The 19,955-nt window shown below is 72.1% G+C and carries 18 protein-coding genes and 10 tRNA genes; 9 read left to right on the top strand and 19 right to left on the bottom strand.

The genetic code is table 11. The features are described from left to right. The first annotated feature begins 72 nt into the window (after nt 1-72). Both ACL02O_RS10075 and ACL02O_RS10070 read left to right on the top strand, forming a co-directional pair. Entirely contained in the window at nt 73-672 is a 600-nt protein-coding gene (locus tag ACL02O_RS10075; protein ID WP_412817723.1) for a TetR/AcrR family transcriptional regulator, read from the top strand. Between the two features lie 86 nt (nt 673-758). Continuing rightward, on the top strand, nt 759-2,246 hold the full coding sequence (locus ACL02O_RS10070; RefSeq protein WP_412817722.1) for an MFS transporter: 1,488 nt from the start codon (nt 759-761) through the stop codon (nt 2,244-2,246). 130 nt (nt 2,247-2,376) lie between these two features. On the opposite strand, the gene ACL02O_RS10065 is transcribed toward ACL02O_RS10070, so the two are convergent. Further along, entirely contained in the window at nt 2,377-3,282 is a 906-nt protein-coding gene (locus tag ACL02O_RS10065) for a LysR family transcriptional regulator (RefSeq protein WP_412817721.1), read from the bottom strand. An 88-nt stretch (nt 3,283-3,370) separates the two neighbouring features. Here ACL02O_RS10065 and ACL02O_RS10060 point away from each other — a divergent pair, with 88 nt between their 5' ends. Together ACL02O_RS10060 and ACL02O_RS10055 are read left to right on the top strand one after the other, a co-directional pair. Then, nucleotides 3,371-4,192, top strand: a complete 822-nt coding sequence (locus ACL02O_RS10060; RefSeq protein WP_412817720.1) for an NAD(P)-dependent oxidoreductase — start codon at nt 3,371-3,373, stop codon at nt 4,190-4,192. Next, a complete protein-coding gene (locus ACL02O_RS10055) occupies nt 4,189-4,596 on the top strand; it encodes a RidA family protein (RefSeq protein ID WP_412817719.1) in 408 nt (135 codons plus the stop codon). Before ACL02O_RS10060 ends, ACL02O_RS10055 begins: the two co-directional genes overlap by 4 nt. Before the next feature lie 66 nt (nt 4,597-4,662). Here the strand turns inward: ACL02O_RS10055 and ACL02O_RS10050 are convergent. Next, a tRNA-Cys gene (locus tag ACL02O_RS10050) sits at nt 4,663-4,733 on the bottom strand. Nucleotides 4,734-5,415: 682 nt separating this feature from the next. Here ACL02O_RS10050 and ACL02O_RS10045 point away from each other — a divergent pair. Continuing rightward, nucleotides 5,416-6,336, top strand: coding sequence for a sensor histidine kinase (locus ACL02O_RS10045; protein ID WP_412817718.1), 921 nt, complete (start codon nt 5,416-5,418; stop codon nt 6,334-6,336). Beyond that, nucleotides 6,324-6,983, top strand: a complete 660-nt coding sequence (locus ACL02O_RS10040; protein ID WP_412817717.1) for a response regulator — start codon at nt 6,324-6,326, stop codon at nt 6,981-6,983. Before ACL02O_RS10045 ends, ACL02O_RS10040 begins: the two co-directional genes overlap by 13 nt. Before the next feature lie 22 nt (nt 6,984-7,005). On the opposite strand, the gene ACL02O_RS10035 is transcribed toward ACL02O_RS10040, so the two are convergent. The 13 genes from ACL02O_RS10035 to ACL02O_RS09975 all read right to left on the bottom strand — a co-directional run bounded on the left by ACL02O_RS10035 (nt 7,006) and on the right by ACL02O_RS09975 (nt 15,079). Next, nucleotides 7,006-9,609 (bottom strand): ABC transporter permease, encoded by a 2,604-nt coding sequence (locus ACL02O_RS10035; protein ID WP_412817716.1) that lies wholly within the window; start codon nt 9,607-9,609, stop codon nt 7,006-7,008. After that, a complete protein-coding gene (locus ACL02O_RS10030; protein ID WP_412817715.1) occupies nt 9,609-10,352 on the bottom strand; it encodes an ABC transporter ATP-binding protein in 744 nt (247 codons plus the stop codon). The genes ACL02O_RS10035 and ACL02O_RS10030 overlap by 1 nt, the downstream gene beginning before the upstream one ends. Nucleotides 10,353-10,548: 196 nt before the next feature. After that, nucleotides 10,549-10,621 (bottom strand) — tRNA-Arg (locus tag ACL02O_RS10025). A gap of 30 nt (nt 10,622-10,651) precedes the next feature. Then, a tRNA-Leu gene (locus ACL02O_RS10020) sits at nt 10,652-10,724 on the bottom strand. A gap of 9 nt (nt 10,725-10,733) precedes the next feature. Then, nucleotides 10,734-10,806 (bottom strand) — tRNA-Leu (locus ACL02O_RS10015). Nucleotides 10,807-10,811: 5 nt separating this feature from the next. After that, nucleotides 10,812-10,885: transfer RNA gene (locus ACL02O_RS10010), tRNA-Gln, on the bottom strand. A 23-nt stretch (nt 10,886-10,908) separates the two neighbouring features. Then, a tRNA-Arg gene (locus ACL02O_RS10005) sits at nt 10,909-10,980 on the bottom strand. A gap of 41 nt (nt 10,981-11,021) precedes the next feature. After that, a complete protein-coding gene (locus tag ACL02O_RS10000) occupies nt 11,022-12,221 on the bottom strand; it encodes an RtcB family protein (RefSeq protein WP_412817714.1) in 1,200 nt (399 codons plus the stop codon). Nucleotides 12,222-12,252: 31 nt separating this feature from the next. Then, a tRNA-Gly gene (locus ACL02O_RS09995) sits at nt 12,253-12,326 on the bottom strand. A 26-nt stretch (nt 12,327-12,352) separates the two neighbouring features. Continuing rightward, nucleotides 12,353-12,425: transfer RNA gene (locus ACL02O_RS09990), tRNA-Glu, on the bottom strand. A gap of 32 nt (nt 12,426-12,457) precedes the next feature. Further along, a tRNA-Pro gene (locus tag ACL02O_RS09985) sits at nt 12,458-12,530 on the bottom strand. A 101-nt stretch (nt 12,531-12,631) separates the two neighbouring features. Then, nucleotides 12,632-12,703 (bottom strand) — tRNA-Trp (locus ACL02O_RS09980). A 369-nt stretch (nt 12,704-13,072) separates the two neighbouring features. Further along, nucleotides 13,073-15,079: a GTP-binding protein gene (locus ACL02O_RS09975; RefSeq protein WP_412817713.1), complete on the bottom strand. Its 2,007-nt coding sequence runs from the start codon at nt 15,077-15,079 to the stop codon at nt 13,073-13,075. An 8-nt stretch (nt 15,080-15,087) separates the two neighbouring features. Between ACL02O_RS09975 and ACL02O_RS09970 the strand changes: the two genes are divergently transcribed. Further along, nucleotides 15,088-15,222: a hypothetical protein gene (locus ACL02O_RS09970; protein WP_412817712.1), complete on the top strand. Its 135-nt coding sequence runs from the start codon at nt 15,088-15,090 to the stop codon at nt 15,220-15,222. Between the two features lie 182 nt (nt 15,223-15,404). Here the strand turns inward: ACL02O_RS09970 and ACL02O_RS09965 are convergent, their stop codons facing one another. The 3 genes from ACL02O_RS09965 to ACL02O_RS09955 all read right to left on the bottom strand — a co-directional run bounded on the left by ACL02O_RS09965 (nt 15,405) and on the right by ACL02O_RS09955 (nt 17,051). Beyond that, nucleotides 15,405-15,965: a GNAT family N-acetyltransferase gene (locus ACL02O_RS09965; protein ID WP_412817711.1), complete on the bottom strand. Its 561-nt coding sequence runs from the start codon at nt 15,963-15,965 to the stop codon at nt 15,405-15,407. Nucleotides 15,966-16,197: 232 nt separating this feature from the next. Further along, nucleotides 16,198-16,575 carry a hypothetical protein gene (locus tag ACL02O_RS09960; protein WP_412817710.1) on the bottom strand — a complete coding sequence of 126 codons (378 nt, stop codon included), beginning with the start codon at nt 16,573-16,575 and terminating at the stop codon, nt 16,198-16,200. 83 nt (nt 16,576-16,658) lie between these two features. Beyond that, nucleotides 16,659-17,051: a hypothetical protein gene (locus ACL02O_RS09955; protein ID WP_412817709.1), complete on the bottom strand. Its 393-nt coding sequence runs from the start codon at nt 17,049-17,051 to the stop codon at nt 16,659-16,661. Nucleotides 17,052-17,491: 440 nt separating this feature from the next. Here ACL02O_RS09955 and ACL02O_RS09950 point away from each other — a divergent pair, with 440 nt between their 5' ends. After that, a complete protein-coding gene (locus tag ACL02O_RS09950) occupies nt 17,492-18,217 on the top strand; it encodes an alpha/beta hydrolase (RefSeq protein WP_412817750.1) in 726 nt (241 codons plus the stop codon). 57 nt (nt 18,218-18,274) lie between these two features. Here the strand turns inward: ACL02O_RS09950 and ACL02O_RS09945 are convergent, their stop codons facing one another. Further along, a complete protein-coding gene (locus ACL02O_RS09945) occupies nt 18,275-18,781 on the bottom strand; it encodes a DinB family protein (protein ID WP_412817708.1) in 507 nt (168 codons plus the stop codon). A 102-nt stretch (nt 18,782-18,883) separates the two neighbouring features. Here ACL02O_RS09945 and ACL02O_RS09940 point away from each other — a divergent pair, with 102 nt between their 5' ends. Then, the gene (locus tag ACL02O_RS09940) at nt 18,884-19,924 is read left to right on the top strand and encodes a M36 family metallopeptidase (protein ID WP_412817707.1); all 1,041 of its coding nucleotides are present in this window, start codon (nt 18,884-18,886) and stop codon (nt 19,922-19,924) included. Nucleotides 19,925-19,955: the final 31 nt, after the last annotated feature.

Genomic DNA, 19,955 nt, shown 5'->3' with positions numbered 1-19,955 from the left:
ACGACGATTCGGCCACGGACGAAACAATTCGCTGCCAGGATCGGGTACGGGACCGTTTCGAAAGGAGGGCTGGTGCGGGCCGACCCACGGCAGGACCGGGCACCGGCCGGCCCGGCCGACCGCCGTCCGGAGCTGATGAGCACCGTGCTCGACCTGCTCCGCGAGGTCGGCTACGACCGACTGACCATCGACGCGGTGGCGGCCCGCGCCCGGGTCAGCAAGGCCACCGTCTACCGCCACTGGCCGGGCAAGGCCGAACTGGTCGCCGCCGCGCTGCGCCGCCGGCAGGTCGGGGTGCTCACCCCGGTCGACACCGGCTCGCTCCGCGGCGACCTGCTCGAACTGCTCCGCGTCACCGCCACCATCTGCGCCAGCGACGGTGCCCTCATGCAAGCCCTGATCTTCGCCATGCGGACCAGCCCCGAACTGGCCCACCTGGTCCGCCGACATGTGCTGCCCGCCGGCCGGCTCGGCAGCGTCGCCGTCGTGGTCCGCGCGGCCGCGCGCGGCGAGATCCCCGTCGAGGCCGGCGAACGGGACCTCTTCCACGACCTGGCCCCCGCACTGGTGATGTCCCGGCTGCTGGCCCACGGCCTCCCCGTCGACGAGGAGTTCCTCGCTCGACTCGTCGACCAGGTCCTCATCCCGGTGCTGCGCCACCACCCCGACTGACCACCCACCACCGCCGTCGTCGGTCATCCCGGCGAGCCCGTCCCCGTCACCCCGCAACGCAGGCAACTGACTCGGAAGGCTTACCCATGACCGGTACCACCTCGACCGCGCCCGGCGTACCCGACACCCCGGCGGTCACCGCCCACCCGCGACGCTGGCTGGCGCTCGCAGTCATCGCGATATCCCAGCTCATGGTGATCCTCGACGCCACCATCGTGAACATCGCCCTGCCCCACGCCCAGACCGACCTGGGCATCTCCGACGCGGACCGGCAGTGGGTGATCACCGCATACACCCTGACCTTCGGCGGCCTGCTGCTGCTCGGCGGCCGGATCGCCGACTTCTGGGGGCGCAAGCGGACATTCCTCGTCGGCATGGTCGGCTTCGCGCTCGCCTCCGCCGTCGGCGGCCTGGCCCAGACCGGCGGGCTGCTCTTCGCCGCCCGGGCCCTGCAGGGCGCCTTCGGCGCGCTGCTCGCCCCGGCCTCGCTGGCTCTGCTCACCGTGCTGTTCACCGAGGCCCGGGAACGCGCCAGGGCGTTCGCCGTCTACGGCGCCATCGCCGGCGGTGGCTCCGCGGTCGGCCTGGTCCTCGGCGGCGTCCTCACCGAATACGCCAACTGGCGCTGGTGCCTGCTGGTCAACGTCCCCATCGCCGCCGCGGCACTGGCCGCCGCGCTGCCCCTGGTCCCGGAGAGCCGGGCACACGGCGACACCCGCTACGACGTGCCCGGCGCGATCGTGGTCACCGCCGGCCTGGTCTGTCTCGTGTACGGCTTCACCAAGGCCGCCGAGGACGGCTGGGACGCCACCGCCACCATCGCGTTCATCGCCGCCGGGGTGCTGCTGCTCGCCGCCTTCGTCCTCCTCGAGCGGCGCTCCACCCATCCCCTGCTGCCGCTGCGCATCGTGCTCGACCGCAACCGGGGCGGCGCGTACCTCACCTCGACGCTGATCGGCGCGGGCCTGTTCGCCGCCTTCCTCTTCCTCACCTTCTACTTCCAGGTGGTGCTGCGCTACCCGCCGGCCAAGGCCGGCCTGGCCTCGCTGCCGGTCACCGCGGGTGTCCTGCTCGCCGCCGGGCTGGCCAGCCAACTGCTCCCCCGGATCGGCGCGAAACCCCTGATGGTCGCCGGTACGCTGCTGGCCGCCGGAGCCATGCTGGCACTGACTGGCATCGACGTGGACACCTCGTTCGTGGCGCACCTGCTGCCGGCCCAGTTCGCCCTCGGCATGGGCCTCGGCTTCGCCTTCGTGCCGCTGTCCAGCCTCGCCCTGGTCGGCGTGCCCGAACACGACGCGGGCGCGGCCAGCGCCACCCTCAACGCCACCCAACAGGTCGGTGGCTCCCTCGGCACGGCCCTGCTCAACACCATGTACACCAGCGCGGTCACCGGATACCTCTCCAGCCGGACCCCCAACCCGCTCACCCAGGTGCAGGCCCTGGTCCACGGGTACTCGGTGGCCTTCGCCTGGGGCGCCGGGCTGGTCCTGCTCGCCACCCTCGCCACCGTGCTGCTGGTCCGGGTACGCAAGCAGGACCTGGCCACCGGAGGCGCCGTGCACCTGGGGTGACCGCGGCGGGCCGCCGTGGGCAAACGCGCAACCGCGAGCACCGCGACCCGGGTCTGCTTGCCAACGGGTTGGCCGTGCGGACGAGGTCGGGGACCGGGTCGTAGGACGCGCGCCAGCGCCGACCCGCGCCTCAGCCCGGTCGGCCCAGGCCGGCCGCCGCCTCCGCCAGGTGGGCGAGGAACCCCTGCACCGCCGGCGGCCGGCTGCGCCCGGCGATCGTGGCGGCGAAGACCCGCCGGGCCGACGCGTCGTCGGGATGCAGGCGCAACAGGGCGAGGTCGGGCGGGGTCGCCCGGACCGCGAGCGCCGGCACCAGGGCGACGCCCAGCCCGGCCGCGACGCAGCCGAGCTTGCCCGTCCACTCGGCGGCCACGATGTCGATGCGGGGCCGGAAACCCGCCGGCAGGGTCGCCCGCAACAGGGTCTCCTCGGCCGTGGCCGATCCGGCGATGAACGGGTCGTCGGCCAGTTCGCGGAGCCGGACGGTGCGGCGGCGGGCGAGCCGGTGCGTGCGGGGCACCGCCACCAGCAGCACCTCGTCGAGCAGGTGCCGCAGATCGAACCGCTCGTCGTCGAGCGGCTGCCCCGGTGCCGCACTCACCACGGCGACGTCGGCGTCCCCGGTGCGCAGGCGATCCAGCAGCCTCGGCGTCAGCCCCTCGACGAGTTGCAACGCCACCCGCGGATGGGCCGACCGGAACGCGGCCAGGGCACGGGGCACGAGCGCGGCCACCGCCGTCGGGAACGCGCCGACCCGCAGCCGGCCGGCGGTCAGATCGCGCAGCGCCGCCAGGTCCCGGCGGGCGGTGTCGAGCCGTTCGAGCACCGCCTCGGCATGGCCGAGCAGGCACCGGCCCTCCTCGGTCGGGGCGACACCACGCGGAAGCCGGTCGAACAGGGGCGCCCCCACCTCCGCCTCCAGCGCGGCGATCTGCCGGGACACCGCAGACTGGGTGTAGCGCAGGCTCCGGGCCGCCGCCGTGATGGACCCGTGCGCGGCGACCGTACGGAAGACGTGAAGGGAGTCGGGCAGCACGAGCCCAGCATGCCATGCTGCTCGCGCATGCCACACATGCGAATCATTCGCTGGTGGCATGGATGACCGCCCTCTAGCGTTTCCCTTCATGGACGTCATCGCACTGCTGGGCGCCGGCACGATGGGCGGCGCCATCGGCCGCCGCCTGTTGGCCACGGGGCAACGGCTCACCGTCTGGAACCGCACCCCCGCCCGCGCCGGGCCGCTCGTCACAGCCGGCGCACGCGCCGCCACCACCCCGGCCGAGGCCGTCCGGGACGCCGACGTGGTGATCACCATGCTCACCGACGCGACCGCCGTACGGGAGGTGCTCGGCGCAGCCGCCACCGCGCTGCGGCCCGGCACCCACCTGATCGAGATGTCCACGATCGGGCCGGCGGCCGTGCCGGAACTGGCCACACTGCTGCCGGTGGGCGTACCGCTGGTGGACGCACCCGTCGCCGGCGGCGCCGCAGCCGCCGAAGCCGGCCGGCTCACCGTGCTCGCCGGTGGCGATGAGGCGGCCGTCGACCGGGTCGCCCCCGTGCTGGACCTGCTCGGCACGGTCCGCCGCTGCGGCGGACCCGGCCGGGGCGCCGCGCTGAAACTGGTGCTCAACACCGGCCTGGTCACCGCGATCACGGCCGTCGCCGACGCACTGGCGGTCGCCGACGCGGTCGGCGTGGCCCGGCGTACCGCGCTCGACGCGCTCGCGGCCGGACCGCTCGGCAGCGCGGTCCCCCGCGCCACCACCACGGACGCCGCGTTCGCCGTCGCGCTGGCCGCCAAGGACGCCCGGCTCGCCCTCGACGCGCTCGGCGGCGCACCCGCGCCCGTCCTGCGCGCCGCCACGGCGGCACTGGCCGCCGCACCCGACCCGCACCTCGACATCGCCGCCCTCACCGGCCACCCCGACAAGGAGCACCCGTGACCGTCACCCTGGACAATCCCGCGACGGTCCCCGCCCCGTTCGGCGACCGGTTCGCCCACGTCGCCCGCCTCGACCTGCCCGGCGGCGTCCTGCTCGTCCTCTCCGGTCAGGTGGGCGTGGACGACGACGGCGCGATCGTCGAGCCCGGGAACGTCCGGGCCCAGTCCGAGCGCATCTTCGCGCTGATCGGCGGCCTGCTCGCCGCGCACGGAGCCACCTTCGACAACGTCATGCACGTGCGGACTTTCATGACGGACCTCGGCGATCTGGCCGGCTACGCCGAGGTACGCGGCCGGTACTTCCCGAACACCCGGCCCGCCAGCACCACCGTCGAGGTGAGCCGGCTCTTCCTGGACGGCGCGGTGCTGGAGGTCGAGGTGACCGCCGCCGTCACCACCGACTGACCTGACGACGACTGCGGGGCACCTCGCGCGGTGCCCCGCAGTCACCCCACAGTGGACGGCACGTCGAGGCCGGAGCGGGAATCGAACCCCCGTTTACGGTTTTGCAGACCGTCCCCTCACCACTCGGGCATCCGGTCGGGATGACGCAGCGCCCCCAACCTGTCAGCACACGAACCCCGTTCCGATTATCGCGGGTCCGTGAGCTGGCGGTTGCGCGTGTTCATGCGAAGGTGCGCCGGGTCGGGTATCACCGTAGCCCACAGCTCTGGCGGTTGGGCGATGCCGCCGTTGACGGGCCGTGGCCCGGCAAGTCCTGCCGCAAGCCCGCCGCTGCAGCCAGCACGACGCGCCGCCTCAGTGCGCTTCTGCTGTTCAATCTCATGCCGTGCGACGCCACGCGTCAGGTCGACACGGACCGCCACTCCGTACCACCGGATATGAGGTACAGCTGGCTGTGGTGGCGTGGGCGGTCGACTACCGGGCAGACTCGACGCCGTGTCGGAAACGTGAGCTTCCCCGGAGACACAGAGAAGGGGACATCCTGTGACGTCGGGCGAACGGTGGGTACAGGCGCGGCGCGGCGGCGTCTACCTGCTGGGCTCACTGCTCTCCGGGGTTGCCACGGTGCTCGCGCTGCCGCTGCTGTGCGTACCGCGGCTCGCCCGGCTCTGGGCGAACTGGCACCGTGACCGCGCCGGCCGGCTGCTCGGTACGCCGTTGACATCGCGTCCTGCCCAGAGCGTGACGAGACGCCGAGCGTGGGCCGATCCGGCCACGGTCCGCACATCCCGCGCTCTGCTCTGGCTGCCGGTGAACGCCGTGACCGGGCTGGCGCTCGGCCTGCCCACCCTGCTGTGCGTGGGCAATGTCGTCGTCGCCGTGATCGCCGCACCACTGTGGTGGGCGTTCAGGCTGGAGGACCGGCCGCGGCTGTTCATCGACGTCCCGGTGACCGATTGGACGACAGCCCTCACCCTTGGTCTATCGCAGATCTTCCTGCTCACCGCGCTGGCATACCTTGGCTTCCCGCCGATCGCTCGCACACACGCCCGGATCTGCCTGGTGGTGCTGTCGCACTCGACAAATGAACAGCTCGCCGAACGGGTCGCCGTGTTGACCCGCACCCGCGCGGACGTGCTCGACGCGCACGGCGCGGAGCTGCGCCGCATCGAACGCGACCTGCACGATGGCACCCAAGCCCGGCTGGTGTCCATCGCAATGCGGCTGGCCATGGCCCGGCAGGCGTTTTCCGACAATCCACGGGACGACCAGTTCGTGGAAGAACTCCTTCGGGACGCGCACGAAGGGACCGAAGAAGCGATGACCGAACTGCGCGAGGTGATCCGAACCGTCTATCCGCCGATCCTCGCCGACCGGGGCCTCGACGGTGCGCTGACCGCCGCGGCCACCCGGTGCGGCGTGCCGACCCGGCTGGACATCGGCGCCCTCGGACGGGTTCCGCCGGCCGTGGAGGCCGTCGTCTACTTCGCGGTCGCCGAGGCACTCACCAACATCACCAAACACAGCCAGGCGACCGCGGCCGGCGTACGGGTCAGCCGCACGGCAGATCGGTTGTCGGTGGCGGTCACTGACAACGGCACCGGCGGCGCCGACGATCGGCGGGGCACCGGCATCGCCGGGATCCGTCGCCGGGTGCTCGCACTCGATGGCATCGTCGACATCGACAGCCCAGCCGGCGGACCGACGGCCATCACCGTGGAGCTGCCATGCGGGTTGTGATCGCCGAAGACAACGTGCTGCTGTCCACCGGGCTGGAACTCATGCTGGGCCGCGCGGGCTTCCAGGTCGCGGCCATCGCCGACGATGCGGCGGGTTTCCTCGCCGCCGTGCGGGAGCACCGGCCTGACGTCACGATCGTCGATGTCCGGCTGCCGCCGTCGTACCGCGACGAAGGAATCCGAGCCGCCCTGCAGGCCCGCCGGGAACAACCCGGCCTGCCGGTCCTGGTGCTGTCGCAATACGTCGAGCAGCAGTACGCCGCCGAACTGCTCTCCACCACCGGCGGCGGCGTCGGCTATCTCCTCAAGGACCGGGTCAGCCGGGTGGACGGGTTCGTTGACGCGCTGCGCCGCGTCGCCGCCGGTGGCACCGCAATGGACCCACAGGTCATCGCGCAACTCGTCCAACGTGCCGGTGACCCGATCGCCGCCCTCACCCCCCGCGAACGCGAGGTGCTCGCATTGATGGCACAGGGACACAACAACAACGCCATCGCTCAGCAGCTTGTCATCACCGATAACGCCGTCCACAAGCACATCGGCAACATCTTCACCAAACTCGGCCTCGCCGTGACCGACAGCGGCCACCGCCGCGTCCTCGCCGTCCTCGCCTACCTCAACGCCGCAGGCCAGACGAGCGGTTACTGACCTGTCCCGTCCCAGTCGTCCGTCACTCGCGCCCGCCGATCGCGTCGACCGGCCCGGGCCGCATCGCGAACCGTGTGGCTATCGTGATCGCACCCCAGCAGAGCGCGATGGTGAGTGCCACGATTGCGATGAGACCGATGAGGGAGATACTGGGCGTGGGCGACCTCGTCAGCCCGAGACTGAAGCCGATCAGCGGCGGGATCGTCGCCAGCAGACCGAACAGCAGCGCCGAGAGGACCACGATCGTGGCCTCGCCGTTCATCATCGCGCGAACCTGGTGCTGGCTGGCACCGATGAGCCGCAGCATCGCGAACTCGCGAACCCGCGCCGCCGTCGCCATCACCAGGGTGTTCACCACGGCGATGGCGATATAGCCCAGCAGCACGGTCTGGAACAGCAGATTGAGCGCCCAGTCACCCTGGCCGCCGGCCCCGGGCGCGGCCAGGAACGCCTCCCGGCCGCCCACCTGGACCGTCGGGTAGCTCTCGACGGCGCCGCGCAGCGCGCCAATGAGCGCCTTCGAGTCGGTCCCGTCCGCGGACCTGATCAGCACCGCGGTGTTGACCTGCGAAGTGGTGTGAGCGACGACGAGGTCGTTGGGCAGGGTGATGTCCCCGAAGCCCAGGCCGTTCTCGTAGATCGCCACCACCCGCGGCTTGATCACCGTGCCGTCGCCGAGGTGGAGTTCGGTCGTCCCGCCGACTTTCGCATGGACGGTCTGCGCGACGATTCGGCTCAGCGCCACCGCCTCGCCCCGCAGGCCCGCAACGTCACCCCGAATCACCGCGAGATCCATGGTTTCGGAGAGCCGTTCGGGCGCGACACCCTGGGCGGCGTAGACCTTGGTCGCGGTGCTGTCCTCGGACGGGAACGTCAGGAGCACCTGCATCTGCGCCACCGGCGTCGCCACGGCTACCCCGGGCACGCCGCGCACGGCGTCGACGACCTCGGGGGACACTCCAGCGCCGGACGACACGGTCAACACGTGGTCGGCCCGCAGTCCGTCCTCGAGCTGGTGCCGCGCTCCCGCGATCGTCGTGGAGGCGCCGAACACCTGCATGGCGGCCAGGGTCACGCCCATGGCCAGCGGTGTGGTGGCCGCACTGAGCCGCCGCCAGTTGGCCCGCGCGTTGGCCTGTGCGAGGAAGCCGCTGGCCGTGGATCGCAGGCTCAGGATCCAGCCGAACAGCACGAGGGCGCCGTTGAGCAGCAGAGGTCCGAGACACCCGAGCGCCACGACGAACAAGAGAACCGCGCTCGCCGCGGTGTCGGCGACTGATTCACCGGCCGACGCCACATTGCCCAAGGTCAGCAGCAGCCCGAGCGGGATGAGCAGGACCCCGACAATCAACCGGACCCAGCCGAGTCTCTTGGGCTCGACCGCGGCGTCCCCGAGCGCCTCGACCGGACTGACCTTGGCCACCCGGCGCGCGACCAGCCAGCCGGAGAGCCGGGCGCTGATCATGCACAACACCAGTGCGGCGAGGGCGGGCAGCACCCCCACCTGCATCTCGAAGTCCGGGGGCATCGCGCCGGCGAGGACGAACACGCCGCGCATCACGAACGCGAGCATCACGCCGGGGATCGCGCCGACCAGGGCACCCGTAAACGACACCAGGGTCAACTCGGCATTGATCATCCAGTGGATCTGCCTGGGCGTCGCGCCGATGGCGCGCAGCAGGGCCAGTTCGCGCCTGCGCTGCCGTACCGACAGCGCAAGAGTGCTCGCCACCACGAACACCACAATCAATACCATGGTGCCGCCGAACGACGCCGCCGTCTCCACCACCAAACTGCGGGCGTCGCCCACATCCAGAAACTCCACATCACCGCGCCCCACGCCGGTCTTGGCCACCGCGCCCGGCACGGCGGCAGTGATGCGCCCGGCCAGCTCGGACGGTGTGACGCCGGGCGCGGCAAGCACACCGATGGCGTCCACCCGTTCCGGGCGGCCGGACAGCCTGGTCGCCTGCTCGTCGGTGAAGAACACGGCGGACTGCCGGTCCAACCCGTCCGGGGCGGTGGCGATACCCACCACGCGGTAGGACGACGGGATCGAGCCGACCACGAGCCGCACCGTCGCACCGAGCGAAACGTCGCCGCGCTCGGCGAGGTCGGCGTCCAGCACGACTTCGCCGGGCGCGGAGGGCGCGCGGCCCTTGCTCACCTGGAACGGCGCGAGCGCCGCTGCGGACCAGCCGTGCCCGAGTACCGGGAAGTCGTGCGGGCCGCTCACCGCGTCGCCGTCCGGGGTCAGCATGCTGACCTCGACGTTGACATCGCCGATGGCGGACCGGACACCGGGCACCGCGGCGACGGCGGCGACCTTGTCCGCGGGCAGCGTGACGCGCTCGCTGTACCGGACCGCCGAGGACTCGTCCAGCCAGAACGACTGGTCCGCGCCGACGCCCACCGCCGCGCCCGAGTACCGCTCGGGGGTCACGCCGGTGCCGAGCCCCGACTGCAGCAGAATCCCGCATGCGGTGATCACCGCCGAGCCCGCAGCGATCGCGATGAAGGAGCCGACAAAACCGCCCTTGCGTTGCTTGATCGTGCTCCACGCCAACGACAGGTCCCTGGGCAACGGCACCACGAGGCGGACCAGCCGCCGGATGCGGCGGATCACTACTCGCCCAGGTGCGTCACGCGCGCCGCGACCTGCTCCGGAGTGGGTCGGGTCAGCTCACCCGCGAGCTTGCCGTCGGCCAGGAACACCACCGAGTCGGCGTACGATGCGGCGACCGGGTCGTGGGTGACCATCAGCACCGTCTGCCCCATGTCATCCACGATTTGTCGCAGCAGTTCCAGAACCTGCCGGCTAGACCGGGAGTCCAGCGCACCGGTCGGCTCGTCCGCGACCACCACGTCCGGGTGATTGATCAGCGCGCGGGCAACTGCGACCCGCTGCTGCTGACCGCCGGAGAGTTCGCTCGGCCGCCGCTTGAGGTGCTCGCCGAGGCTGACCGCGGTGAGCACCTGGCGCAGGAACGCGCGGTCGATCCTCCGTTCCGCCAGCCGCAGCGGCAGCGTGACGTTCTCCTCCACGTTCAGCGAGCCCAGCAGGTTGTACGCCTGGAAGACGAACCCGATCCGGTCCCGCCGCAACTCGGTCAACTCGGTCTCCGACCGGCTGGACAACTCCGTGTCGCCCAGCACGACCCGACCCGACGTGGGCCGGTCCAGACCGGCCGCGCAGTTCAGAAACGTACTCTTGCCGGACCCGGACGGGCCCATGATGGCGGTGAACGTACCGCGTGGGAACCCGGCTGTCACCGCGTCGAGAGCCCGTACCGCGTTCTTCCCCGACCGGTACTCCTTCGACACCGAATCCAGGCGCACTGCATAGGACGATGTCCCGACTGTCGGCATTGCGGTCGCGGTGGTTTCGGCCTGCGCGACGCGCCGCCTCGACGGGTCCCTCGTTGATCTCACGCCGTCCGACGTTAGGTTGGGCCGCGACCTGGATCGATACCCCGTACCACCGGACATGAGGTACAGCTAGCTGTAGTGCAGAACACGCCCATCACGGGCAAGTCGCACACCACTCTCGTGGACGCAACCTTCGTGCCCCCGGCTGGAGTCGAACCAGCGGCCTTCGGATCCGGATTCCGACGCGCTCTCCGCTGCGCCACGGGGGCATGAGCGGCGGGATGCCCTCCCGCCGTACGTACCCGGGGTGCGATTCGAACGCACACTGGCCGCTTCCTGAAAACGGTGCCTCTGCCGTTGGGCTACCCGGGCGTGAACACGTGCCCTCGGCGCGATTCGAACGCGCACTGCGCGGCCCCTCAGACCGCTGCCTCTCCCGTTGGGCTACGAGGGCGTGAGCTGCGAGCCGAGGACTCGAACCTCGAACCTCACCGATCCAGAATCGGGTGTGCTGCCAATTGCACCAGCTCGCAAGGCGTCCGCCGACGGCGGACCGTGCCCCGACCAGGAGTCGAACCTGGGCTTCCGGTTTCGTAGACCGGCGCGCTATCCGCTGCGCCACCGGGGCGAGTGACCGGCGCCCACCCCCCGAGGGCGCCGGTCCGGGTGTCAACCCTTCACGCAGACGATCTGCTTGAGGTGGGCGACCACCTCGACCAGGTCCTCCTGCTGGGCCATCACCTGGGCGATGTCCTTGTACGCGCCGGGGATCTCGTCGACCACCCCGGCGTCCTTGCGGCACTCCACGCCGGCCGTCTGCCGGGCCAGGTCCTCGGTGGTGTACGTCCGCTTCGCCTGCCCGCGCGACATCCGCCGCCCGGCGCCGTGCGAGGCCGAGTTGTACGCGTCGAGGTTGCCCTTGCCGCGCACGATGTACGAGCCGGTGCCCATCGAGCCGGGGATGATGCCCAGGTCGCCCTTCCCGGCCCGGATGGCCCCCTTGCGGGTGACCAGCACCTCCACCATGTCGTACGTCTCCTCGGCCACGTAGTTGTGGTGGCAGGAGATCGGCTCGTCGTAGGTCACCTGCGGGAACTCCTCCCGCACGACCTGACACAGCAGGGCGAGCATGACCGCCCGGTTGCGCCGCGCGTACTCCTGCGCCCACCAGAGGTCCCGGCGGTAGGCGTCCATCTCCGGGGTGCCGGCGAGGAACACCGCGAGGTCCCGGTCGGGCAGGTCCACGTTGTGCGGCAGCCCGCGGGCGACCGCCATGTGCCGCTCGGCCAGTTCCTTGCCGATGTTGCGGGAACCGGAGTGCAGCATCAGCCAGACCCGGCCGTCGTCGGGGCTGCCCTGCTCCAGGCAGACCTCGATGAAGTGGTTGCCCCCGCCGAGGGTGCCGAGCTGGCGCTGGGCCCGGGTCTCCAGCTGCGCCACCTTCCGGTCGAGGGTGCCGAAGCGCCGCCAGAAGTCGTCCCAGCCGCGCTGCTCCAGGCCCCGGATCCGGCGCGGGTCGACCGCGTCGTCGCGCATCGCGAAGCCGACCGGGACGGCCGCCTCGATCGCCGTACGCAGCGGAGCGAGGTCGTCGGGCAGGTCCGCGGCGGTGAGCGAGGTGCGGACCGCCGACATGCCGCAGCCGATGTCGACGCCGACCGCGGCGGGCGAGACGGCCTGCCGCATTGCGATGACCGAGCCGACCGTCGCGCCCTTGCCGAAGTGCACGTCCGGCATGACGGCGACGCCCTGCACCCACGGCAGCGCACCGATGTTGCGCAGTTGCTTCGCCGCCTGCGCCTCGATGGTGTACGGGTCGGTCCAGACCCGGACCGGCGCCCGGGTACCGGCCAGCGGGGTGAAACCCATCGTCGTCTCCTTGAATTTCGCTGATTGTTCGAGCGGTTGGCCGGATTCGAACCGGCGATCTTCACCGTGGCGGGGTGACGCGCTGCCTGACTGCGCTACAACCGCGGGCTGGTCCCGGGGCGGGACCGGCGTAGGCCGTACGGGACTCGAACCCGCAGCCTCCCGGGTGAGAACCGGGTGAGCTTCCTGTTGCTCCAACGGCCCGTGCGGGACGGCGGTCGCCGTCCACGCGCAAGTCCGGGACCGCGGAATCGAACCGCGTGTCTCTCGCGCCCAAGGCGAGCGGGTCAGCCAGCTCCCACGTCCCGGATGCCCGGCCGGCGCGCGCGCCGGCCGGGATCGTGTTCATGCCGTCCACTGTGGAGTTGAGAAGGAGCGACGTCGCCGGCGGCGGGCCGGGACAGGTGAGGCAGGGGCGGCAGGATTCGAACCTGCAACCGTCGGGTTTGGAATCCGGTGCTCTTCCTTTGAGCTACACCCCTCGGACCCCGGGTGACGAAAAGCCGCCCGGTCCCGGGTCACGGGGCGGGCGGCTGCGCGTGTGTCGCGCCGGCGCTAGTCGCGCCACCACCCCGGTTGCCACCGCTGCCGTCGGCAGGAGCCCAGGTTGCCTTCCGGCAGCAGGGCACCACCGCGCGGCGTGGGCCGCTCGGCCTGTGTGCGGTACTGCTGCGACACGGTGTGCTCCCTGGGTGTGGAACCGGTTGACGTTGCTCAACAAAGGTAGGTGCCGCGCCGGGACGGCCGCAACGAATATTCGCGAGAACGTTTCGACCGGCGCTGAACAGTCCCCGCCGTAGCCTGCTGCGGGATGATCCCGGCCGACCTGTTCGCCCGGTGGCCGCGGCCGGTCACCGCTCCGGCCGGGCGGTGACCCGGCGGGCCACGGCGAGCAGATATTCCTTGCGGTGCAGCGGGTCGTGGTCCCAGCGGGGGCGGCTGGGCACCGGCCCGCGTACCGGCCGGTGGTGGTCGAACTCGGACTCCAGGGTTCCCTCGCCCCGGGTGAGGGCGGGCAGGCGTTGCTCCAGCGCGTGCACCTGCCCGGCCGGCACGTCCCCGTCGAGCAGGTACGACCCGCCGCGCAGGGTGGCGCTGCGGGGCACCGCGTCCAGGGTGGCCAGCACCGGCAGCACCGTGCCGAGCAGGTCGGCGGGCAGGTCGAGGTGAAAGCGGTGGACCGGTTCGTGGACCCGGGTGCCGGCCCGGCGCAGCGCGGTCATCAGCACCAGCGGGGTGAGGTTGCGGAAGTCGCCGGCGGTGCTGGACATGCTCTTGTCGAACACGCCGTGGGCGTGGCTCTGCCGGGCCCAGTAGCCGCCGTGGGTGAGGGTGACCAGGCAGTCGAGGACCGCCCAGCCGTGCAGGCCCTGGCGGAGAGTCTCCCGGACGGTCTCCTCGACGGCCTTGAGGAAGGCCATCGGCATGGAGCCGAGTTCGATGCCGAGCCGGAACTCGATGCCGCTGCCGACCGGCGCCGGCTCGATCCGCAGGCCCACGGTGCCGAGGAACGGGTTGGGGTCCTTGCCGATCCACTCGACGGCGGCGCCGACGCCGATCACCCGTTCCACGCAGACGGTGGTGGTCTCCCGGAAGGTGACCGGCACGCCGTACTCGTCGGCGAGGGTGGCCTGGATGACCTCCTTCTGCACCTCGCCGTAGAGGGACACGGCGATCTCCTGGCGCAGGTCGTCCTGACGCAGGTTGATCAGCGGGTCCTGCTCGGCGAGCTGGGTGAGGGCGGCGTGCATCGCGGGCCGGTCGGCGGGTCGGTCGGGCACCACGACCGTCTCCAGGGTGGGCGGACTGAAGTGGTGCCGCCCGGCGGGCCGGGCGGGCGGGGTGCCGAGGTGGTCGCCGACGCGGACGTCGGTGAGGCCGTGCAGCCGGGCGATGCGGCCCGCGCCGACCGCGTCGCGCGCCACGGCGTCGCCGTCGGCGAAGACGGCGATCGCGGTGACCTTGGCCTCGTGTCCGCCCCGGTAGCGGATCCGGTCGCGGACCCGGACAATGCCGGCGAAGATCCGGGCGTAGGCGATCTTCTCGCCGGCCGGGCCGCGCTCGACCTTGAAGACGGTGCCGGAGAGCGGGGCGGTGTCGTCGCCCTCGGTTGCCGGCAGGAGTTCGGCGATACCGGTGAGCAGGTCGTCCACTCCGGCGCCGGTGATGGCCGAGCCGGCGTGGACCGGGTGGACCCGGGCCCGCGCGGTCTGGGCGGCGAGCGCCGCGCGCAGCCGGGTCGCGGTCACCGCGCACTCGTCCCGGACGTACGTGGTGAGCAGCGCGTCGTCGTGCGCGGTGAGCAGGTCGACCAGCCGGGTGGTGTGGTCGGGGTCCTGCGGGGCGGCGGGGAGCCAGCGGGCGGCCGGGGTGCCGGCGGCCACGACGCGGCCGAGGGCGACCACGTCGGGGGTGAGCCGGTCGGCGATCTGGCGCAGCACCGCGTCCGGGTCGGCACCGTACCGGTCCACCTTGTTGACGAAGAGCAGGGTGGGGATGCCGAGTCGGTGCAGGGTCCGGGCGAGCACCCGGGTCTGGGCCTGCACGCCTTCGACGGCGGAGACCACCAGCACCGCGCCGTCGAGTACGCCGAGGACCCGTTCCACCTCGGCGATGAAGTCGGGGTGGCCGGGGGTGTCGATCAGGTTGACGGTGATCCCGGCGACGGTGAAGGCGACCACGGCGGAGCGGATGGTGATGCCGCGCTGCCGCTCCAGCGCCATGGTGTCGGTGCGGGTGCTGCCCGCGTCGACGCTGCCGGGTTCGTCGATGACACCGGCGGTGTGCAGCAGCCGTTCGGTCAGGCTGGTCTTACCGGCGTCGACATGGGCGAGGATTCCGAGGTTGAGAGTTTTCACGAGGCGTCATGTCCTTCGAGCAGGCGGGCATTCCTTCCTGGTGGGACATGGACGCGGCTCGCATCGTGGTGCTCCTCCAACCGGTGGACGTCGTCGGTGGGATTGCAGCAACCGGCGGGTGGCGCCGGCAACCGATTTACTGATCGTTTCGGAGCGAGTTGAGCTACGGGTCTTCCTGCTGCTCCGGATCCCAGGCAATGAGCAGGTCGAAGAGACGTCGGTCGCCGTCGAGCTTCAGAGAGTCCACCGGAATACGGCCGTGAAGGCGTGCGGCCGGGCCGCGCGCCCTCGGATCATGCGGTGTCCTCAGACTGAGACGACCCAGTCAACCCGGTCGGGACCGCCATTCGTCGGCCAGGACGGCGAAGACGAGCTGGTCGGCCCACTCTCCCCGGAACCGGTAGCTCTGGACGTGGTGCGCCTCCTGGCGCATGCCGAGCCGGGCCATCAGGCGGGCGGATGCCTCGTTGCGGCCGTGGCACCGGGCGTAGATCCGGTGCAGGCCGAACTCGTCGAAGCCCCAGTCCAGCAGGGCCGTGGCGGCTTCCGTGGCCAGCCCACGGCCGCCGTGGTCGGGGTGGAGCACGTACCCGAGTTCCGCCGTGCGGTCGCGCCGGCTGCGCCAGACCAGCTCCACGGTCCCGATCACTCCGGCGTCGGTGGCCACGGCGAGGGTCAGGCAGTCACCCTCCGCGCGCAGCGCGTCCTCGCCGGCCATGGCGACCACCGACGCCCGCGACTGCTCGCGGGTGCGGGGCCCGGCGCCGAGCATCCACCGGACGACGTCGGGCCGGCGCTGGTACGCGTGCACGTCGTCGAGGTCGTCCAGCGTGACCGGGCGCAGGGTGAGCCGGGCGGAGCGGATCGGGTACGTCGGCCGGAACATCAGGCGATCCTAGGGAAGCCGCCGCCGGACGGCCTCTCGATTACCCGACGGCAGCGCGGACGGGACGGCGATCGGCCGTCGACTTCGGCGCCTTGCTGCGGCCGGGCCGGCTTGGAGCCGGCGGGTGGGACCAGTGCGGCGCCCGGGCCCCAGGCCCGGTGACGAGTCGGATCGCGGCCTCTCGTTGCGGGGGCACCGGTGTACGGAGCCGGGCACCGTCGCGCCGGCCGGCTCACCCTCTCGCGGTCAGCGACCAGCGACGGGCCGACGCCGCCGCGGCAAGGAACGTCGCGAGGACAATCGCCGCCTCGGTGCCGATCGCGACCGGAGTGAGCGGGAAGTTGAGCGCCCAGCCGAAAGCGCTCGCGGCGACGATCGCCGCCGCGAGCGCGGGCGGTAGCAGCAGCGCCATCCGCGTGGCGGTGTGCCGGATGCGGGGCGTGTCTCGTAGGGCGACCCGCACGGCGACGACGGCGCCGGCGACGACAACCGCTGCGATGCCGCCGTAGAAGACGCCGGCGGCGAGCCACACCGGTACGCGCACGTTTCGCGGCAGGTCGAATGCCGCGACGAGTGCCTGGTGCAGGCCGATGACGACGGCGTAGCCCACGACGAGGGCGGGCCCGGGGAGCGCCTGGTCAGCCGGGACGCGCTCCGGTCGAGCTCTCGACCGTCCCCGCAGCGGGGAAACGCTTAGCCGGCCTGGGCCACCGGGTAGCGCTTCATCTCCTCCATGAAGGGGAACCGCGCGGTGAGTTCGGCGATCGTCGCCCCGGCCCGCCAGGCGGTGGCCACCTGCGCCACCTGGACCAGGTCGGTGGCGTCGCCGCGGGCCCGGACCTCGCCGGCCACCCGCAGGTCGATCATGAAATATCGGGCCTGGGAGCCGAGGCCGACGCAGACCACGCCCTGCGGGGAGCTGATCTCGGCGCAGGTGAACCGGGCGCGGCCGTGGTCCGGGGCGGTCACCTGCCCGACGTCGAGCTGCGCCCGAGCGGCCGCGTCGGCCAGCGCGGGCGCCAGACCACCCTGCTCGACCAGGTCCGGGTAGAGACGCACACCCAGTGCCGTCGACACGTCGCTCATGACTGACTCCCACTTCCTTGTGACAGAGACCAGCTGCACGCAGGTTACGGGTGTGTTTCCGGCGCGCATGGTCATCCTGTCCCGCCCGGGGGCCCTCGGCAATAGGAACTCCAGATTCCGCTTCCATCGGCCCGGCCCGGGTTGACCCCCTTCGGGCCGCTGCGCGGGCCCGGCCGGCGGCCCCGGCCGCGCCGGTCGCGGTCGCACTGTTCGGTCCCGCCGCGGTGGTGCGCACGCCGCCCGACCTGGGCCGGCCGAGGCGGGCGACCCGGCCGGAACCGGCGCCGACCTCCACCGCCGGGATGCTCGCGGCGGTCGCGGCCGTGGGCCTGCGTCGCCCCGCGGTACGCGGGCCGATCGCGACGACCGGCGTACGATCCAGCCTCGTGGCGCGGATCCGATGTGACTTCTTCTCCGAGGCGCTCGGCCTGGGCACCTCGATGACGGTGCTGCTGCCGGAACGCAGCTCGGCCGGGATCGGCATGGCCGGCAGCAGCACCGGCGACGACGACCCGCCGGTGCTCTACCTGCTGCACGGGCTGACCGACGACGACACCATCTGGACGCGGCGCACCTCGATCGAGCGGTACGTGGCGCCGCTCGGTCTGGCGGTGGTGATGCCGCAGGTGGCGCGGAGCTTCTACACCGACGAGACGCACGGCAACCGGTACTGGACCTTCCTCAGCGAGGAACTGCCCGAGGTCTGCCGATCCTTCTTCCGCCTCTCCGACCGCCGCGAGGACACCTTCGTCGCCGGCCTGTCGATGGGCGGCTACGGGGCGATGAAATGGGCGCTGCGCCAGCCGGACCGGTTCGCGGCGGCGGCCAGCCTCTCCGGCGCGCTCAACGTCGCCCACCGGCGCAACCACCCGACCAGCCCGATGGACCCCGCCGTCTGGCACACGGTCTGGGGCGACCGGGAGGTGGCCAGCGCCGACGACGACACCGTGGCGTTGCTGGAGCGCGCCGGCGGCGACCTGCCCGCGCTCTACGTCGCCTGCGGCACCGAGGACTTCCTCCACGAGGACAACACCCGGTTCGTCGAGACCGCCCGCCGGCGCGGTGCGCCACTGACCGTGGACTTCTCCCCCGGCGGCCACGACTGGGCGTACTGGGACGCGCGGATCCAGGACGTGCTGGCCTGGCTGCCGCTCGGCGACAGGTGAGCGACCCGGTCCGGCTCGACGGGCCGGCCGGGACCTCGGTCCCGGCCGGCGACACGGTCAGACGCCGACGGTGCCGTCGACGGCCTCGCGGAGGAAGTCCGCGTGGCCGTTGTGCCGGGCGTACTCGTGCATCATGTGCAGCATCACCAGCCGCAACGAGACGTCCTCGCCCCAGCGCGCGTTGTACGCCGTGACGTCGAGGGACTCGGCCTCGCGCTCGATGCGGCGGGCGTGCTCGACCTCCCGCCGCCACGCGGCGAACGCCTCGGGTGCGTCGGCGGTGCCGGCGTCGTACGCCTGCTGGAAGTCGCCGGTCTCCGACCAGACCAGCGGGATGTCCTCCTGGTTGATGACCCGGCGGAACCAGGTGCGCTCCACCTCGGCCATGTGCCGGACCAGGCCGAGCAGCGACAGCGCCGACGGCGGCGAGGACCGGCGGCGCAGCTCCTCGTCGCTGAGCCCTTCGCACTTCAGCTCCAGGGTGGCCCGGTGGAAGTCGAGGAAGGCGCGCAGCATCTCCCGCTCCCCGGCCCGCAGTGGCGGGCCGATCCGTTCGGTCTCCACGATCCGTCCTTCCTCGCAGCCCCCGTTGGCCTGCTCGTCGGTGCTTGGCAGTGCTCGACGGGGAGCTTAATCTCAGCGGATCGATCCACCTCTGAAGGGATCATGATGCACCCCCACATCCGACGTTCCGCGCTGATCGCCTCGGCGGTCGGCGCGGCGCTGGTCGCCGGCGGCACGACCGTCCAGGCGGCCGGCGATCCCTACGACCACACCGCCACCGCGACGGTCTTCGCGCCGAACCCGGTGCAGCAGCTCGGCGACGAGTCGCTGACCGACCAGAAGGACGCCGACTACCCGGCGCTGGCCGCCGCGTACCGGTCGGTGCTGCTGACCAACCTGGACGGCTCCGGCACCCTGACCGGCCGGTACGTGGTGGTCAAGAGCAGCACCGGCAAGGCCGCGCGGGCGGTGGACGGCGCGTACCCGGCGTGGCACCGCGACGCCGACGAGTTCGAGCAGGTGATGGGCTACCACTGGGTGAACACCGCCCAGGCGTACCTGCAGTCGCTCGGCTTCGGCAGCACGCTGCGGCCGGTCAACCAGCGGCAGATCGAGCTGCGCATCGACCAGTTCGGCGGGGACAACTCGTTCTTCCGCGACGACAAGGCGAACATCACCCTGGGCAAGGGCGGGGTGGACGACGCCGAGGACGCCGAGGTGATCATCCACGAGTACGGCCACTCGGTGCAGGACGGCCAGGTGCCCGGCTTCGGCACCACCCTGGAGTCCGGCGCGATCGGTGAGGCGTTCGGCGACTACCTGGCGGTCGTGGTGACCAGCTGGGCCGCCGGTGTGCCGACGAAAACCCCGGAGGCCTGCGTGGCCGACTGGGACTCCGTGTCGTACACCCGCACCGTCCCGCACTGCCTGCGCCGCCTCGACGGTACCAAGGTCTACCCGGCCGACCTGCGTGGGGAGGTGCACGCCGACGGCGAGATCTGGTCGCGCGCGCTGTGGGACATCCGCGCCGCGCTCGGTGACCGCGAGGCGACCACGCTGATCGTCGACGCGCAGTTCGACTTCGCCAAGGACACCACGTTCCGCGACGCGGCGCTGGCCACGGTGGCCGCCGCCCAGCGGCTCTACGGCACCCCGGCCGCGAACGCGACCCGGGCCGCCTTCGCCGCCCGCGGCATCCTCTGACGCCGCCGGTGGGCGCCGCCCCCCGCCGGGG

Origin of the sequence: Micromonospora mangrovicola (assembly GCF_047200535.1) — a bacterium.
Taxonomy (GTDB): domain Bacteria; phylum Actinomycetota; class Actinomycetes; order Mycobacteriales; family Micromonosporaceae; genus Micromonospora.
Note: the sequence above shows the minus strand (reverse complement) of the source record. Positions and strands in the feature narration are given on the sequence as shown.

Coding starts and splice junctions, on each gene's coding strand:
- ACL02O_RS10060 (WP_412817720.1), top strand. CDS start 3,371: ATGGACGTCATCGCACTGCTGGGCGCCGGCACGATGGGCGGCGCCATC.
- ACL02O_RS09965 (WP_412817711.1), bottom strand. CDS start 15,965: ATGTTCCGGCCGACGTACCCGATCCGCTCCGCCCGGCTCACCCTGCGC.
- ACL02O_RS09970 (WP_412817712.1), top strand. CDS start 15,088: ATGTCCTTCGAGCAGGCGGGCATTCCTTCCTGGTGGGACATGGACGCG.
- ACL02O_RS09950 (WP_412817750.1), top strand. CDS start 17,492: ATGACGGTGCTGCTGCCGGAACGCAGCTCGGCCGGGATCGGCATGGCC.
- ACL02O_RS10070 (WP_412817722.1), top strand. CDS start 759: ATGACCGGTACCACCTCGACCGCGCCCGGCGTACCCGACACCCCGGCG.
- ACL02O_RS10000 (WP_412817714.1), bottom strand. CDS start 12,221: ATGGGTTTCACCCCGCTGGCCGGTACCCGGGCGCCGGTCCGGGTCTGG.
- ACL02O_RS09955 (WP_412817709.1), bottom strand. CDS start 17,051: ATGAGCGACGTGTCGACGGCACTGGGTGTGCGTCTCTACCCGGACCTG.
- ACL02O_RS10030 (WP_412817715.1), bottom strand. CDS start 10,352: ATGCCGACAGTCGGGACATCGTCCTATGCAGTGCGCCTGGATTCGGTG.
- ACL02O_RS09940 (WP_412817707.1), top strand. CDS start 18,884: ATGATGCACCCCCACATCCGACGTTCCGCGCTGATCGCCTCGGCGGTC.
- ACL02O_RS10040 (WP_412817717.1), top strand. CDS start 6,324: ATGCGGGTTGTGATCGCCGAAGACAACGTGCTGCTGTCCACCGGGCTG.